Annotated in this window: 10 protein-coding genes; 3 read left to right on the forward strand and 7 right to left on the reverse strand. The window is 68.3% G+C overall.

Annotation, left to right across the window (positions count from 1 at the left end):
- Positions 1-239 precede the first annotated feature (239 nt).
- From C2U31_RS25935 to C2U31_RS25945, 3 genes are all read left to right on the forward strand, one after another.
- Positions 240-1832 (forward strand): ShlB/FhaC/HecB family hemolysin secretion/activation protein, encoded by a 1593-nt coding sequence (locus tag C2U31_RS25935; RefSeq protein WP_233772929.1) that lies wholly within the window; start codon positions 240-242, stop codon positions 1830-1832.
- 371 nt (positions 1833-2203) lie between these two features.
- Positions 2204-3925: a collagen-like triple helix repeat-containing protein gene (locus C2U31_RS25940; RefSeq protein WP_103275430.1), complete on the forward strand. Its 1722-nt coding sequence runs from the start codon at positions 2204-2206 to the stop codon at positions 3923-3925.
- Positions 3926-3958: 33 nt separating this feature from the next.
- A complete protein-coding gene (locus tag C2U31_RS25945) occupies positions 3959-4510 on the forward strand; it encodes a MarR family winged helix-turn-helix transcriptional regulator (protein ID WP_103275431.1) in 552 nt (183 codons plus the stop codon).
- A gap of 116 nt (positions 4511-4626) precedes the next feature.
- On the opposite strand, the gene C2U31_RS25950 is transcribed toward C2U31_RS25945, so the two are convergent.
- The 7 genes from C2U31_RS25950 to C2U31_RS25980 all read right to left on the reverse strand — a co-directional run bounded on the left by C2U31_RS25950 (position 4627) and on the right by C2U31_RS25980 (position 13892).
- Positions 4627-6321, reverse strand: coding sequence for an ABC transporter ATP-binding protein (locus tag C2U31_RS25950; protein WP_103275432.1), 1695 nt, complete (start codon positions 6319-6321; stop codon positions 4627-4629).
- Positions 6318-7814 carry an ABC transporter permease gene (locus C2U31_RS25955; RefSeq protein ID WP_103275433.1) on the reverse strand — a complete coding sequence of 499 codons (1497 nt, stop codon included), beginning with the start codon at positions 7812-7814 and terminating at the stop codon, positions 6318-6320. Before C2U31_RS25955 ends, C2U31_RS25950 begins: the two co-directional genes overlap by 4 nt.
- 5 nt (positions 7815-7819) lie before the next feature.
- Positions 7820-8797: an ABC transporter permease gene (locus C2U31_RS25960; RefSeq protein WP_103275434.1), complete on the reverse strand. Its 978-nt coding sequence runs from the start codon at positions 8795-8797 to the stop codon at positions 7820-7822.
- Positions 8794-11037 carry an ABC transporter substrate-binding protein gene (locus tag C2U31_RS25965; RefSeq protein WP_103275435.1) on the reverse strand — a complete coding sequence of 748 codons (2244 nt, stop codon included), beginning with the start codon at positions 11035-11037 and terminating at the stop codon, positions 8794-8796. The genes C2U31_RS25960 and C2U31_RS25965 overlap by 4 nt, the downstream gene beginning before the upstream one ends.
- Positions 11038-11126: 89 nt before the next feature.
- Positions 11127-11789 carry a thermonuclease family protein gene (locus C2U31_RS25970; protein WP_103276582.1) on the reverse strand — a complete coding sequence of 221 codons (663 nt, stop codon included), beginning with the start codon at positions 11787-11789 and terminating at the stop codon, positions 11127-11129.
- A gap of 100 nt (positions 11790-11889) precedes the next feature.
- A complete protein-coding gene (locus C2U31_RS25975; protein ID WP_103275436.1) occupies positions 11890-12894 on the reverse strand; it encodes a magnesium and cobalt transport protein CorA in 1005 nt (334 codons plus the stop codon).
- On the reverse strand, positions 12891-13892 hold the full coding sequence (locus C2U31_RS25980; protein WP_158658463.1) for a LysR family transcriptional regulator: 1002 nt from the start codon (positions 13890-13892) through the stop codon (positions 12891-12893). The genes C2U31_RS25975 and C2U31_RS25980 overlap by 4 nt, the downstream gene beginning before the upstream one ends.
- Positions 13893-13987: the final 95 nt, after the last annotated feature.

Here is a 13987-nt window from a genome sequence, read left to right on the forward strand (position 1 = left end):
CCTGACATCAATCCTCCATTTATCCCGGTAAATATTGCGTCCCCATTAATAACTGATATTTGGTATATATCGCCATTACCGTTCCGGCGGCAATGCCGCGGCACATCAGAGACACGACAGGCATGAGACGCACGCTCCCCGCAAGCCCCTCGTACGTACTGCTGGCCTGCGCGCTGGCCGCAGGAACCGCCCACGCAGACGGCCCGCTGCGCGGCAATCCAGTGGATTCGCTGCCGCCGATGGAAAGGCCCGCGTCGGCCAACCAGCCGCCTCCCGTGGTGCAGGCGCCCACGCCGGAGCAATTGGCGCTGCAGGCCCGGCTGGCCCAGCGCATCGTGCCGCGCCATTTCGACGTATCCGGCGTGCACGCCATGCCCTTCGAAGAGGTGTCGGCGCTGCTGAGCCCGCTGTCCGGCAAGGAAATCAGCCTGGGCGAGCTGGTGCAGCATGTGGACAAGATCACCCAGCTCTATCGCGACCGCGGCTATCCGCTGTCGTTCGCCCTGGTGCAGAACCAGGATTTCGCCAACGGTCTGGTAGTCGTGACGGTGGTGGAAGGCCATATCGGCAGCGTTCGCATCAACGGCGACCTCGGCAATGCCAAGGACCGCCTCGAATCGCTGGCGCAGCGGCTGAAAGAGGAAAAGCCGCTCAGGCAGGCCACGCTGGAGCGCGTGCTCAACCTGATGCGCACCGTGCCCGGCGTGACCTTCACGCCCAGCCTGGACCTGCCCCGGCGCGCGGACGGCGCCACTGAACTGGTGCTGGAGGCCAGCCGGCAGCCGGTGAGCCTGACCGGCGGCGTGGCCGAGCTGGGCAAGGGCATGCAGCCGCTGGTCAATGTCGCCACCAACAGCCTGACGCCGCTGGGCGAACAGATCAAACTGACAGCCGCCGTGCCTTTCAGGTCGGGCGACGTCAAATACGTCATGGGCGAGATCCGCGTGCCGATCGGCTCCGACGGGCTGGCCGTGAAGGTGGACGGCTATCACTACGACGCGCGTCCCAAGGACGATGCAATCGAATACCTGGGATTTCAGCGACGCGTCCGCAATGACCGTATCGGCCTGGGCGTGAGCTACCCCTTCCTGCTCAACAATACCCGCTCGCTGACCGGCACGCTGGGGGTATACGCGGCCAATTCCAAGGACCGCTACGAAGCCAACAACAGCGATCGCTGGCTGCAACAGGACGCGCGCGTGCGCGCCGTCAATGCCGAGCTCAGGTATATCCAGCTGTCGGAGAGCATGGCCACCGACGTGACGCTGGGCGTGGCCAAGGGTTTTGACGCCGCCGGCGCGAAAAAGGAAATCTCGACCAATTACGGGTTTTCCTCGGTGCCTGTCCTGGACCTGGATTTCAAGCGCTTCAACCTGAACGCGAAACAAACGTTTGTGCTGCCGGCGCAGTTTGGCCTGGTGCTGTCCGCGGCCGGCCAATACTCCAGCAATATCCTGCCCTCGTCCGAACAGGTCTCGTTCGGCAGCTGGCGCTACGCCATGGGCTACCCGCAAGGAGAACAGAGCGGCGACAAGGGCGTGGGCGCGTCGCTGGAAATCAATCGGCGTTTCAACACAGGCTGGCGGTATCTGAGCAATGTGCAGCCCTACGCGCTGGTGGACTATGCCCGCACCTGGTACAACAACGCGTCGCTCCAGCAATTGAACCAGCGCCATCTGTCCTCGGTGGCGCTCGGCCTGAGGTTTACCGACGACAAGTACTATTTATTCGATTTCAACGTCGCCAAGCCCGTCGCCTCCCGCACCTCCAACGGCGACAACCGCGACCTGCGCTTCAACGCGAATTACTCTCTTTATTACGACGCATTCTGAACGGCATGCCCCCCGTCCCGGACAAACCGGGGCGTCGATAAATCACGATATCCCCGCGCCTGTTGCGACAGGCGCTTTTTTTTGCCGGTTTCCAACATCACGTTACGTAACGCCGGACGTAACGTAACCCCCGAATCCGCCGCATTCGTAACATTCGCAGGCTCTTTGCGATCCCAGATTTGCGGGTTTCTCAATATTGGTGCAAACCCTTGGAGCGATACGCAAGCCATTGAAAAAAATGGATATTTATTAAGCTTCAACTCCATTAATCGCGTTCAAAATCGGTTCCAGAAAAAACTTGGCACGGTTTATGCATGAGGAAAGGTATCGGGCGGTATCGCCGTCTGACCCTTCCAAACCAGGAGCTCGCCATGTACATCAAGACCGATACGCAACGTGTGCAACGCATTCTGACCGCCACCGTCATGGCGGCCGCCATCATGAGCGCCCTCTCCGCCTGCGGCGGCGGTGGCGGCGGTGGAAGCAAATCCGCCGGCCTGCCGGGCACGAACATCCCGACCAACCCGGGCGGCGGCCTGCCGGGCAACCCCGGCACCCCCGGCAATCCCGGAAACCCGGGCAACCCCGATCCTGGCGGCCCCACCACGCCGACCACCACGCCGGGCGCGCTGCAAACCTCCCTGGGCAATACCGGCAAGGCCGTGGACAACGTCCTGCCCCTGAACCTGGGCACGACGCTGGGCGGCATCGGCAAGGCGCTCGATCCCACGGTCAAGCCCGTGACCGACCAGGTGGTCAGCCTGACGCAGAAGGTCGGCGCGACGACCGGCCTGGGCCAGCCCGTGAACGGCGTGCTGCAACAAACCGGCGGCCTGGTCAGCAATCTGGGCACCACCGTGAAGGGCACCGGCCTGCCGGGCGGACTGGGCGTCGGCGTCGGCGGACTGGTCGACGGCCTGGGCAAGACCGTGGCCAGCGCGGGCGGCCTGCTCAATGCCTCTCCGAACAATCCGGATCCGCTCAAGACCGTGCTCGGCAACGCCACCAATGCCGTGGGCGCGCTGACCGCGGGCCTGGGCGGCCAGGGCGGCCTGCTCAACCCGGTGAACAAGCTGGTCGGCGGCGTGACCGGCGGCGTGCTCAGCGGCCCCTACAAGCCCGTGCTGGAACCTGCCCTGGCCAATACGGGCAAGGCCGCGGACAACCTCCTGCCGCTGGGCCTGGGCCCGACGCTGGGCGGCGTGGGCGCGGCGCTTGACCCGACGGTCGGCCCGCTGGCCGGCACGGTCACCAACCTGACCCAGCAGGTCGGCGCCACCACCAAGCTGGGCGCGCCGGTCGCCGGCCTGCTCAACAACGTGGGCGGCACCGTCGCCGGACTGGGCGGTCAGGTCGGCAACACCGCGGGCCTGGGCGGCGTGCTGCAAGGGCTGGGCGCCACCGTCAGCAGCGTGGGCGGCCTGCTCAACGCCACGCCGGGCAACACCAACCCGCTGGGCAACACGCTGGCCAATGCCACCGGCACCGTGGCGGCCCTGACCGGCGGCCTGGGCCTGGGCGGCGCGGCCGGCGGCAACGGCGGACTGCTGAGCCCGATCACCGGCATCCTGGGTGGCGTGGGCGGCGTCGGCGGCACCCCGGCGGGCGGCAACGGTGGCCTGCTGGCGCCGGTCACCGGCCTGCTGGCGGGCGTGACGGGCAGCCTGGGCGTCACAGCCGGCGGCTCGGCCAACGGCGGTCTGCTGGGCGGCCTGCTCGGCGGCACGGCCGGCGGCACCGCGGGCGGCACGGCTGGCGGCGCGGCCAATGGCGGCCTGCTGGGTGGATTGCTGGGCGGACTGACCGGCGGCGTCACGGCCGGCGCCTCGGGCGGGACGGCGGGTGGCGCCTCGGGTGGCGCGGCCAACGGCGGACTGTTGGGTGGCTTGCTCGGCGGCGTGGCCGTCAATGCGGGAGCCGGCGCGGGCGGCGCCAGCGCCGGCGCCTCGGCGGGCGCGAACGGCGGGCTGCTTGGCGGCTTGCTGGGCGGCGCGACCGGCGGCACCACCGGCTCGTCCGGCGGCGCGGCCAACGGCGGGTTGCTGGGCGGATTGCTCGGCGGCCTGACGGGCGGCCTGACGGCCAAGAAGTAATGACGACAACCTGATTCGTGAGGGAGCGAAATCATGCTGCAACAAGAAACCATCGTTCACCACGAGCATGTGACCGTGATGCCTGAGTCCCGCACCGCCACGCTGCGCCCCGGAATGCTCGAGGATATCGCCCTGATGCTGGGCCGCCAGTTCGCCGTGTACAACGCGGCCTGCCAGGCGGCCCTGGCGGAAAAGCTGGAGATCCCCCTGGCGGATCTGAAAGCGCTGGAGCTGGTAATGGAGTTCGACGCACTGCCCACCGGACAACTGGCCCAGCTGATGGGCATCAGCTCCGGCGGCGCGACGGCCCTGATCAATCGCCTGGAAGGGGCTGGCTATGTGCAACGCGGTCGCCATCCCCTGGACCGCCGGATGATCGTGATCCGGCCGGTCGAGGAAACCTGCCAGATGCTGGCCCAGGAACGGCAGTGGATCACGGAGCAAGTCGTCACGCTGGCGCGCCGCTATGACGCGTCGGAGCTGGAAACGGTGCATGCCTTCCTGGCGCAGTGCGTGCGCGCCCTGAGGCACGACACCCTGGTGTGGCTGGAAACCCGCAGCGCGCATCATCACGACGACCATTGAACCGGCCCGCCTCGGCGAGCGGCGAGGCCCGGCGCGCGTCCCCTTCCGCAAGGATCGGGACGCGCATTTGCGTGGGCGCGCGGGATGCGACCGCGCGCTTGCCGCGCGTCATCGCCTCAGCGGGAACCACCTTCGGGCGCGGCGCCGAATTGCAGGCGCGGCACCGCCGCCAACAACTTGCGCGTCACTTCCTGGCGCGGGGCGTGCAGCACGGCATCGGCCTGGTCCAGCTCGACGATGCGCCCGCCGTCCATCACGGCAATACGATCGGCCAGGTATTCCACCACGCCGAAGTTGTGCGTGATGAACAGATAGGCGATGCCCAGCTCTTCCTGCAATTCGTTCAGCAGGTCCAGGATCTGCGCCTGCACCGACACGTCCAGCGCGGACGTGGGTTCGTCGCAGATCAGCACCTTGGGCTCGACCGCCAGCGCGCGGGCGATGGCGATGCGCTGGCGCTGGCCGCCGGAAAACTCGTGCGGATAGCGGCTGAGCGTGTCGGCCGGCAGGCCCACGCGCTCGACCAGCCGGGCCGCGCGCGCGGCGCGCTCCCGCGGGCTCATGCCGCGCCGCAGGGATTCCAGGCCTTCGTCCAGGATGTCGCCGATCCGCATGCGCGGGTCGAGCGAAGCGAAGGGATCCTGGAACACGATCTGGATATCCTGCCGCAGCCGCTGCAGGCTGCGCCGGTCGGCCGCCAGCAGGTCATGCCCCAGCAGCATGGCGCGTCCCGACACGTGCGCGCCGTCGATCAGGCGCAGCAGCGCCTTGCCGGTGGTGGTCTTGCCGCAGCCGGACTCGCCCAGCAGGGCCAGCGTCTCGCCGGCGCGCAGCGTGAAGGACACGCCGTCGGCCGCCTTGACCCAGGACACGATGCGGCGCAGCGGCCCCTTGCGCACCGGGTAGTGGACCTGCAGGTCCTGCACGTCCAGCACCACGGCCCCGGCGCCGCGCTCGCCGCGCCGCGATCCCTGGCGCGCCTGCCGGCCTTGCTCGGTCAGCGGCGCGCCGCGCTTGTCGAAGGTCGGGATGGCGTCGAACAGCTGGCGCGCATAGGGATGGCGCGGCGCGCGAAAGAATTCCTCGGCGCTGGCGCTTTCGACGATCTCGCCGCCGCGCATCAGCGCGACATGGTGCGCCACGTTCTTCACCACCGCCAGGTCGTGCGTGATCAGCAGCACGGCCATGCCCAGCTCGCGCTGGATGTCGGCCAGCAGGTCCAGCACCTGCGCCTGGACGGTGACGTCCAGCGCCGTGGTCGGCTCGTCGGCGATCAGCAGCAGCGGCTCGGCGGCCAGCGCGATGGCGATCATGACGCGCTGCTTCTGCCCGCCGGAAAACTGGAAGGGATAGTCGTCGATGCGCCGCTCGGGCTCGGGAATGCCGACCCGTCTCAGCCAGTCGATGGCGCGCAGGCGCGCCGTGTCGCCGCGCAGCGAGGTGTGCGTGGTCAGCGTCTCGATGATCTGGTCGCCCACGCGCATGACTGGGTTCAGGCTGGTCGAGGGCTCCTGGAAGATCATGCCGATGCGCCCGCCCCGCACGCCGCGCATCGCGCTTTCCGGCAGGCGGTTCAGGTCCTCGCCGTCCAGGTCGATCTGTCCGCCCACGATGCGTCCGGCATCGGGCAGCAGCCGTAGCAGCGCCAGCGCGGTCATGCTCTTGCCGCAGCCTGACTCGCCGACCAGCGCGAAGGTTTCGCGCCGCGCCACCGCCAGTCCCAGGCGCTTGACGGCCTGGGTGATGCCGCGTTCGCCGGCGATGTCGATTTCCAGATCACGGACTTCGAGCATGGGTGAGCCGGCGTTCATCGCGCATCTCCCTGGCCAGCCTGGGATTGCGCGCGGCGCTGGCGCAGCGAGCGCGCCAGGCCCGCCACGCGGCTGGGCTTGTAGCGGCGCGTGCGCGGATCGAAGGCGTCGCGCACCGCGTCGGCGAACAGGTTGGCCGCCAGCACCAGGGCCAGCATGAAGACGAAGGCGGTCATCAGGTTCCACCAGATCATGGGATCGCGCGACATCTCCAGGCGGGCGCCGTCGATCATCGAGCCAAAGGAATTCATGCTCGGGTCCACGCCGATGCCCAGATAGGACAGCACGGCCTCGTACAGCACCAGCCCCGAGAACTCCAGCACCACGGTGATCAGCACCAGGTGCGCCACGTTGGGCAGCAGGTGCCGCGTCATGATGCGCCAGTGCGACACGCCGAAGGCCCGCGCCGCCTGCACATATTCCAGCTCGCGCAGCTTGAGCGTCTCGGCGCGCAGCAGGCGGCACAGGCCGGACCAGCCGGTCAGGCCCAGGATCATGCACAGCAGGAACAGGCGCAGATCGGCGCGCGCGGCCGAGGTGTCGTACAGCTCGGCGTGGTTGTCGATGTAGACCTGCATCATCAGCGCGCAGGCCGCCACCAGCAGCACGCCCGGAATCGAGGTGATGGTGGTGTACAGGTACTGGATGGCGTCGTCGACCTTGCCCTTGAAATAGCCGGCCGAGATGCCGAACACGATGGCCGGCGGCAGCATGGCCAGCGTGGTCAGGCTGCCGATGACCAACGCCGTGCGGATGCTCTTCAAGGCCTGCCACAGCACGTCGTTGCCGATGCGGTCGGTGCCCAGCGCGTGATAGCCGGTGGACAGCCCGATCAACGCGCCCGCCGCCATGCACAGCAAAACGAAGGTCAGGCTCATGGCGCGCCACGGCAGTTCGCCGCGCCCCCCCAGGACCTCGGCGGCGGCGGCCACGACGCCGCCGCGCCGGCGCGCCAGGCAGGCCGCCAGCAGGAACGTGCCGGCCAGCCCGGCCGCCAGGCCGCCCGCCAGCCCCAGGCCGAGGCGCTTGAGCACGTCGGCGGGACGGTCGCGGTCCGGATCGGCCAGGTGCTTGCCCGCGCCGCGCAGCAGCGGGAAATCGCGCACCGGCTTGTCGTCCACCAGCGTGGTTTCCTTGGTGAACTGGCGCACCGCCAGCGGCGTGGAATAGGTTTTCTCGGGACTCGTCAACACGCTGCCGTCCAGCAGCCCGTCCAGCGCCGAGCGCACGACGGGCGCGTAGGCGGGCGCGGCGTCGGCCGGCGCGCCCGGCGCCGGTGGCAGCAGCGGCCGGTAGTGGACGGAATCGAGCAGCCCGACGATGACGAAGGCCGCCAGGATCACGGCCGAACACATGGCCGGCGTGTCGCGCGCGACACGCCCCCAGGTGGCGCGCAGCGCCGGACTGCGGCGCACGTACCAGGCGTAGGCCAGCACCCCCAACGCCATCAGCCAGAGCGCGATATCGGTCCAGAGCAAGACGATCTTGGGCATGGCGGCTACTCGAAACGCACGCGGGGGTCGGCCAGCGTGTAGGAAATATCGGCCAGGATCAGGCCCACGATGTAGAGCGAGGCGCCCAGGAACACCATGGCGCGCACGATGGAAAAGTCCTGCGCGTTGATGGCGTCGATGGTGTAGCTGCCCAGGCCGGGAATGCCGAAGAAGGATTCGGCGATCAGGCTGCCCATGAACAGCAGCGGCAAGGCCGCGACGGTGCTGGTCAGGATGGGCAGCATGGCGTTGCGCAGCACGTGGCGGAACAGCACGGCGCGCTCGGCCAGGCCCTTGGCCCTGGCGGTGCGCACATAGTCCTTGCCGATTTCCTCGAGGAACAGCGTGCGGTAGAAGCGCGCCTCCGGCCCCAGCCGCGAGATGATCGCCACCAGCACCGGCAGCGCCAGGAACTTGGCCATGTCCAGCCCGCCGGAAAAGCCCGAGAAAGGCACCAGCCGCAAGGTCTTGGCGAACAGCCACTGGCCCGCGATGATGTAGAACAGGCTGGAGATCGACAGCAGGATCACGCACAGCACCACGCCCCAGAAATCCAGCCGCGTGGCGCGGAAATAGACCAGCATGAGCGAGAACGCGATGCTGACGAACAGCCCCAGCAGGAAGGTGGGCACGGCCAGCGCCAGGCTGGGCCCCATGCGCGTGCGGATCTCGCGGCCGATGTCGCGCCCGCCGTCCGAGGCGCCGAATTCCATGGCCAGCAGCGGCACCGAGCGCTGGTAGAACACCGTGTCGGTCAGCCGCCCGGCGCCCTGCGCCTCTGCGTTGTAGAACAGCGGCTTGTCGTAGCCGTGCTCGACCTTCCATTTCTCCACCGCGTCCTGGCTGATGCGCTGCCCGCCGATGGCCAGCCGCGCCATGTCGTCGGGCGTGTTGACGGCGAAGAACAGGATGAAGGTGAACAGGTTGACGCCGATCAGGATCAGCACGCCGTACAGCAGCCGGCGAATCACGTAGCCGATCATGGTTGATGCTCCTTGCGCGCGGCCTGGGCGAACGCCGTCTGCCGCTCGCGCCGCTTCAGGGCCCGGTACGACGGCCAGACCGCCAGCGCCAGCAGCAGCGCGAACACGCCCAGCGGCCACCAGATGGGGGAATTCCATTCATCGATCTTGCGGTGCCGCAGTTCCGGATCGATCTTCATGTACTGCAGGATGTTGCGCACCATCTGGGTGGGCTTGGCGTTGCCGACCCACTGCTGGTAGGCGCCGCCCGACATGGGGAAGTAGCCGAACATCCAGGGCGCGTCGCGCTGCACGATGGCGACCATGCGGGCGATCAGGCGTTCCTTCTCGGGGCCATCGTCCAGCAGCTTCATCTGCTCGAACAGCTTGTCGTACTCGGGGCTGTCGTAATTGGCCGCGTTCTCGCCGCCGGTCTTGGCCTTGGCGTTGGGGCCGTACAGCAGGAACAGGAAGTTCTCGGCGTCCGGATAGTCGGCGTTCCAGCCCCAGAAGAAGATCTGGGCCGAACCGCGCCGCATCTTGTCCTGGAAGCGGTTGTAGTCGGTGGCGCGCACGTCCAGCTGCACGCCGAGCTTGGCAAGCTGCCGCCGCATCCAGTCGAATTGCGGGTTGGAGCCGCCGCCTGTCATGGAGTCGTAGTACAGCACCAGCGGCGCGCCGGTCCGGGCATTGCGGCCGTCGGGATAACCGGCCTCGGCCAGCAGCCTGCGCGCCACGTCGATGGGTTTGCGCACCGGCTTGCCGTCGACCAGATCGTAGACCACCGGGTTCACGCCCTCGGGCGGCTCGCGGTAGCCCAGCACGCCCGGCGGCACCGGGCCGTAGGCCACCGAGGCCTGGCTGTTCTCGAACACCGCCACGTATTCTTCCCAGTCGAAGGCGATGCTGATGGCCTGGCGCAGCTTGCGGTTGCGGTCGGCCTGCTCGGGCGTGTCGCCCTTGCCTACCACCGGGTCCAGCCAGTTGAAGCCCATGTACCAGTTCGCGGTCTCGACCGTGGTGGGCAGCTTGATGCCATGCTCGCGATACTTGCGGGCCTTGTCCTGGCTGTCGCCGGCGGCCACCAGCATGGCCACGCCATACTCGCCGCGCTCGATCTGCGGCACGTCGTAATAGCCCTGCAGGAACTTGCCGGTCAGCGGAATGGCTTCCTTCTCGACGTTGAACACGGCGCGGTCGATGAAGGGCGTGGGCTTGCCGCAGTCGGCCAGCAGGCCCGCGGCCTGGTCGCCCGGCTCGCCTTCGCAGGGATAGGGCTCGCCGTGGAAGTTCGGGTTGCGCGCCAGCACGTGGCGGCGGTTCTGCAAGGACTCCACCAGCATGTAGGGGCCGGTGCCCACGGGCCAGGTATTGAACGACAGGTCCTGCTCGGCCATGCCGGGCTGGCTGTAGAAGCGGTCGGCCTCCCAGGGGATCGGCGCCGTGAAGGTCATGGCCAGCCAGTACTTGAACTGGGGATACTTGCCGTTGACGCGGATGCGCAGTGTCAGCGGATCCAGCGCCTGCACGCCGTCGAAGCCATCGGCCTCGCGCAAGTCCAGCCAGGGCGAGGCCCCCGCCCCGCCCGGCGCGTCGCGCCGCAGCGCCTGGTCGCGCAGACGCAGCCGGTCGCCGTAGTCCTTCAGGCCGTGCACGTACTCGGCCATCAGTGAATAGATCGGCGACACCACGCGCGGGCTGGCCAGGCGGCGGATGGCATAGACGTAATCGTCGGCGGTGAGATCGCGCGTGCCGGTCAGCGGAAAATCCGGGATGGCGTACTTGTCCTGCAGCTCAGCAGCCGCCACGGGGAAATACGCGTAAGACCCGTCTGATTTCTTAGCGAAGGCCGGATGCGGCGCGTAGCGCATGCCGGGGCGCAGCTTGATGTCGTACACGCTCTGCGCGATCTGTTCGCCCGGCGCGTCGGCAGGCAGCGTGTTGCCCTGCTTGTCCAGGTAAACGGGCGGATCGATGCTCGCGGCCGCGCGGGGCACCAGCTCGTAGGGCCGCTTCAGGTAGTGATAGCCGTAGAGCGTTTCATAGACGTTGTAGGTATAAGGCGTCTCGTCATTGGAATAAGAGCTGGCCGGGTCCAGGTACTTGGGAGAGCGCTTGACGAAGGCGGAATACAGCGTGTTCCGGCTTTCGGCGCCGGACTCATAGGGGCTGTTGACGGGGCTGCCGTCGTTGGAGCAGCCCGCCGCCGCCAGCAGCAGCAACGCGGCCGCCGCTGCCCGCAGCTGCTTCATGACGCGCATAAGACCTTCCCAGAACAATGGTTGCGACAGAGGATAGCAAAGCCGGGGCGCGACCAGAACCCCGGCATGCCCCTAATGCTCTGCCGGGCTCAACCGCACTGGCGCTGGCGCCAGCAGTCGTAGCGCCACTTCCAGGGCTGCACCGCGCCCGGCCGCGCCCACAGACCCCGGCCGGCGGCCTTGGCCTGGCGCTGCAAATCGGGCATGGCCTGGTCGCGCAGGTAGTCGCCCTGGCGCGCGGTATAGGCCCAGGCGTAGCCCGCCTCGACCTGCAGCCGGTTGGCCGAACGGCCGTCCTCCAGGATCAGCGCGCAGACCTCGCGGCCGTACTGGTCCTTTTCATAGCATTGCGCGATCAGGGTCTTGCCGGCCACCAGCTCCGCCAGGTGCTTGCGCGAGGCCTCGGCATCGGGCTGGCCGGGCTGGTCCGCGCCATGGCCTTCCTCGGGCGCGTCGATGCTGTCCATGCGGATGCGGCGCTGTCCGTCCGGCGCCCGCAGCGTCACTGTGTCGCCGTCCGCGACGTTGACGACGGTGCCGGTGATCGTATAGCTGCCTTTGGGAATGCCGCCGGCCAGCGGCGCGCCGGCTGCGCCGCCCTGGGGCTTGCCCGCCGCCGGCGGGCGGCCGGCGTCCTGGGCCGGTTTCGACGACTGCATCCAGTTGACCAGCGCGCCGGCCGCCGCGAGGATCAGGGCCACGATCAGGGCGGTCAGCCTGCTGCCGCCGAAGGGGGATTTGCCGCGCAAGATCGCCGCGCTCCAGGAAAATGAATGGCTGGCAGTGTGCCACAAGCCCGGCCCGTCTCCGGGCCGGAACAGGATGGCGACGCGCGGCCGGCCGGCGCGGCGGCTACAGCCAGCCCGACTTGCGGAAGCGCCAATAGAGCACGGAGCAGATCGTCACGATGACGCCCAGCGTCACCGGATAGCCCCAGGGCGATTTCAGTTCGGGCATGAACTCGAAGTTCATGCCGTAGATGCCGGCGATGGCCGTGGGCACGGCCAGGATGGCCGCCCAGGACGCCAGCTTGCGCGTGGTGTCGTTCTGCGCCGCCTGGCCGATCATCAGGCTGGCTTCGAACGCGAAGGCCAGCGCCTCGCGCAAGGAATTGAACAGTTCGTCGACGCGCAGCACGCGGTCGGCCACCTCGCCGAAATAGGGCCGCGCGTGTTCATCGACCGCCGTCATCTCGACCCGCGCCAGGCGGCGGCAAATCTCGGCCAGCGGCGACACCACGGTATGGATGCGCAGCAGGTCGCGGCGCTGGCGGTACAGCCTGCGGATATCGGAATCCTTGGCGCCCCGGATCAGCAGCTTCTGCTCGGCGCCCTCGACCACGCTCTCGATCTTGGCGGCCGCCGCCACATAGCGGTCCACCAGCCAGTCGAGCAGCTCGGACGCGACGTAGTCGCTGCCGCGCTTGAGCAGGTCCGGCGAGGCTTCCAGCCGTTCGCGCAGCGGGCTGTGGCCGGCGGTGGCGCCGCGCCGCACGGTGACGAGAAAGCCGTCGCCGATCAGGAACTGGGTCTCGCCGAAGATGGGCCGCTCGGCCTCGACCTCGACGGTGATGGCCACGATCAGCACCATGTTGCCGTAGTCGATGATCTTGGGCCGCCGGTGCGGCTCCAGCATCTCTTCCTGGTTCTTGTCGCAGGCGCCCAGCTCGCTCACCACCTTGCCCAGCAGCTCGGGGCTGGGGTTGCGCAGCCCGATCCAGAGCATGCCGTGCTCCGGGCGCACGTATGCGCCGACCTGGTCGATGGGCACCTCGCGGTCGCGCCGGCCATTGACATAGGAGATCGACGCGACGACCTCGCGGTTGCCGTTGGCGTCGGGTTGCGGTTCTGTGGTCATGAGCCAGTGTCCTCTTGCGCTGCTGCCCGGCGCCCCACGCGGCGACGGTGGGCCGATGATAGCGCAGCGCGTCCCGGCTCCGCGGCGTTCAGCAGGGCTTCAGCCTGTGCCAGTTTCTCGCCCACCACCCGCCGCAGATGACGGATCAGAAGGCGGGCCGCGGCCGAGGGCGGGCGCGACTTGGGATAGATCAGGCCGTACTGGAGCGGAACCGCCGGCTCGAAACGCCGCAGCCGCGCGCCGCGATGCAGCTGCGTCAGGGCGGCCAGCGGATCGCTCAGGGCCGCGCCGCAGCCAGAGGCGGCCAGTTGGCAGGCGAAGAAGCCGAACGTCACCTCGAACTGCGCCTCGGGCTGATAGCCGGCTTCGCCGAAGGCCCTGAGGTAGCGGTGGAACAGCGAACCGCCGGCGGGCATGCCGATGAACCTGCCCTGGCCCAGCGCGCGCGGCGTGATCGGGCCCGGCAGATCGGCGCGCGGATCGTCCGGCCCGAACACCGCCACGGCATGCGTCTCGGCCAGCGTTTCGGTGACCAGCAGCGGATGCTCGACCGGCAGCTGGGCCAGCGCGATATCGAAATGCTGCTGGCTGATCCAGGCGTCGACATTGGGCGGCATGCGGGCATTGACGCTGGCGCCGAAATCCGGCTCCTCGCGCGTGGCGCCGGCGATGGCGTCCACCAGCAGGCCGTCGATCAGGTGCTGCGCCACCAGCACGTTGACATGGGTGCGGCTCTTGCGGCGCGCGTGACGCAGATAGTCCGTGAGCGCATCGTTGGCGCGCAGCATCTCGCCGATGCGCTCGTACAGCTGGCGGCCCGGCTCGGTCAGCGTCAGCCGCCGTCCCTCCTTGACCAGCAGGGCATACCCGACATCGTCCTCCAGCGCGGCCAGCAGGCGGCTGACCTGGGAAGCGCTGCGGCGCAGGCGCAGCGAGGCCTCCGCGATCGAACCGCCTTCGACAAAGGCGCGCAGCGCCTCCATGCCCATGAGCTGCATAGTCGCTCCGCAAATACTTGCATGATATGCAATCATTATGCCTAATTTCACGATTGACGCACATAAACACCCCTGCCGACAATGCGGCAACGCTG

The sequence above is a fragment of the Achromobacter sp. AONIH1 genome (genome assembly GCF_002902905.1).
Classification (GTDB): domain Bacteria; phylum Pseudomonadota; class Gammaproteobacteria; order Burkholderiales; family Burkholderiaceae_B; genus Achromobacter.

Excerpts from the sequence above, each read along its gene's own strand:
- C2U31_RS25960 (WP_103275434.1), bottom strand. The coding sequence starts at position 8,797 with ATGATCGGCTACGTGATTCGCCGGCTGCTGTACGGCGTGCTGATCCTG.
- C2U31_RS25975 (WP_103275436.1), bottom strand. The coding sequence starts at position 12,894 with ATGACCACAGAACCGCAACCCGACGCCAACGGCAACCGCGAGGTCGTC.
- C2U31_RS25940 (WP_103275430.1), top strand. The coding sequence starts at position 2,204 with ATGTACATCAAGACCGATACGCAACGTGTGCAACGCATTCTGACCGCC.
- C2U31_RS25955 (WP_103275433.1), bottom strand. The coding sequence starts at position 7,814 with ATGCCCAAGATCGTCTTGCTCTGGACCGATATCGCGCTCTGGCTGATG.
- C2U31_RS25950 (WP_103275432.1), bottom strand. The coding sequence starts at position 6,321 with ATGAACGCCGGCTCACCCATGCTCGAAGTCCGTGATCTGGAAATCGAC.
- C2U31_RS25945 (WP_103275431.1), top strand. The coding sequence starts at position 3,959 with ATGCTGCAACAAGAAACCATCGTTCACCACGAGCATGTGACCGTGATG.
- C2U31_RS25935 (WP_233772929.1), top strand. The coding sequence starts at position 240 with ATGGAAAGGCCCGCGTCGGCCAACCAGCCGCCTCCCGTGGTGCAGGCG.
- C2U31_RS25980 (WP_158658463.1), bottom strand. The coding sequence starts at position 13,892 with ATGCAGCTCATGGGCATGGAGGCGCTGCGCGCCTTTGTCGAAGGCGGT.
- C2U31_RS25965 (WP_103275435.1), bottom strand. The coding sequence starts at position 11,037 with ATGCGCGTCATGAAGCAGCTGCGGGCAGCGGCGGCCGCGTTGCTGCTG.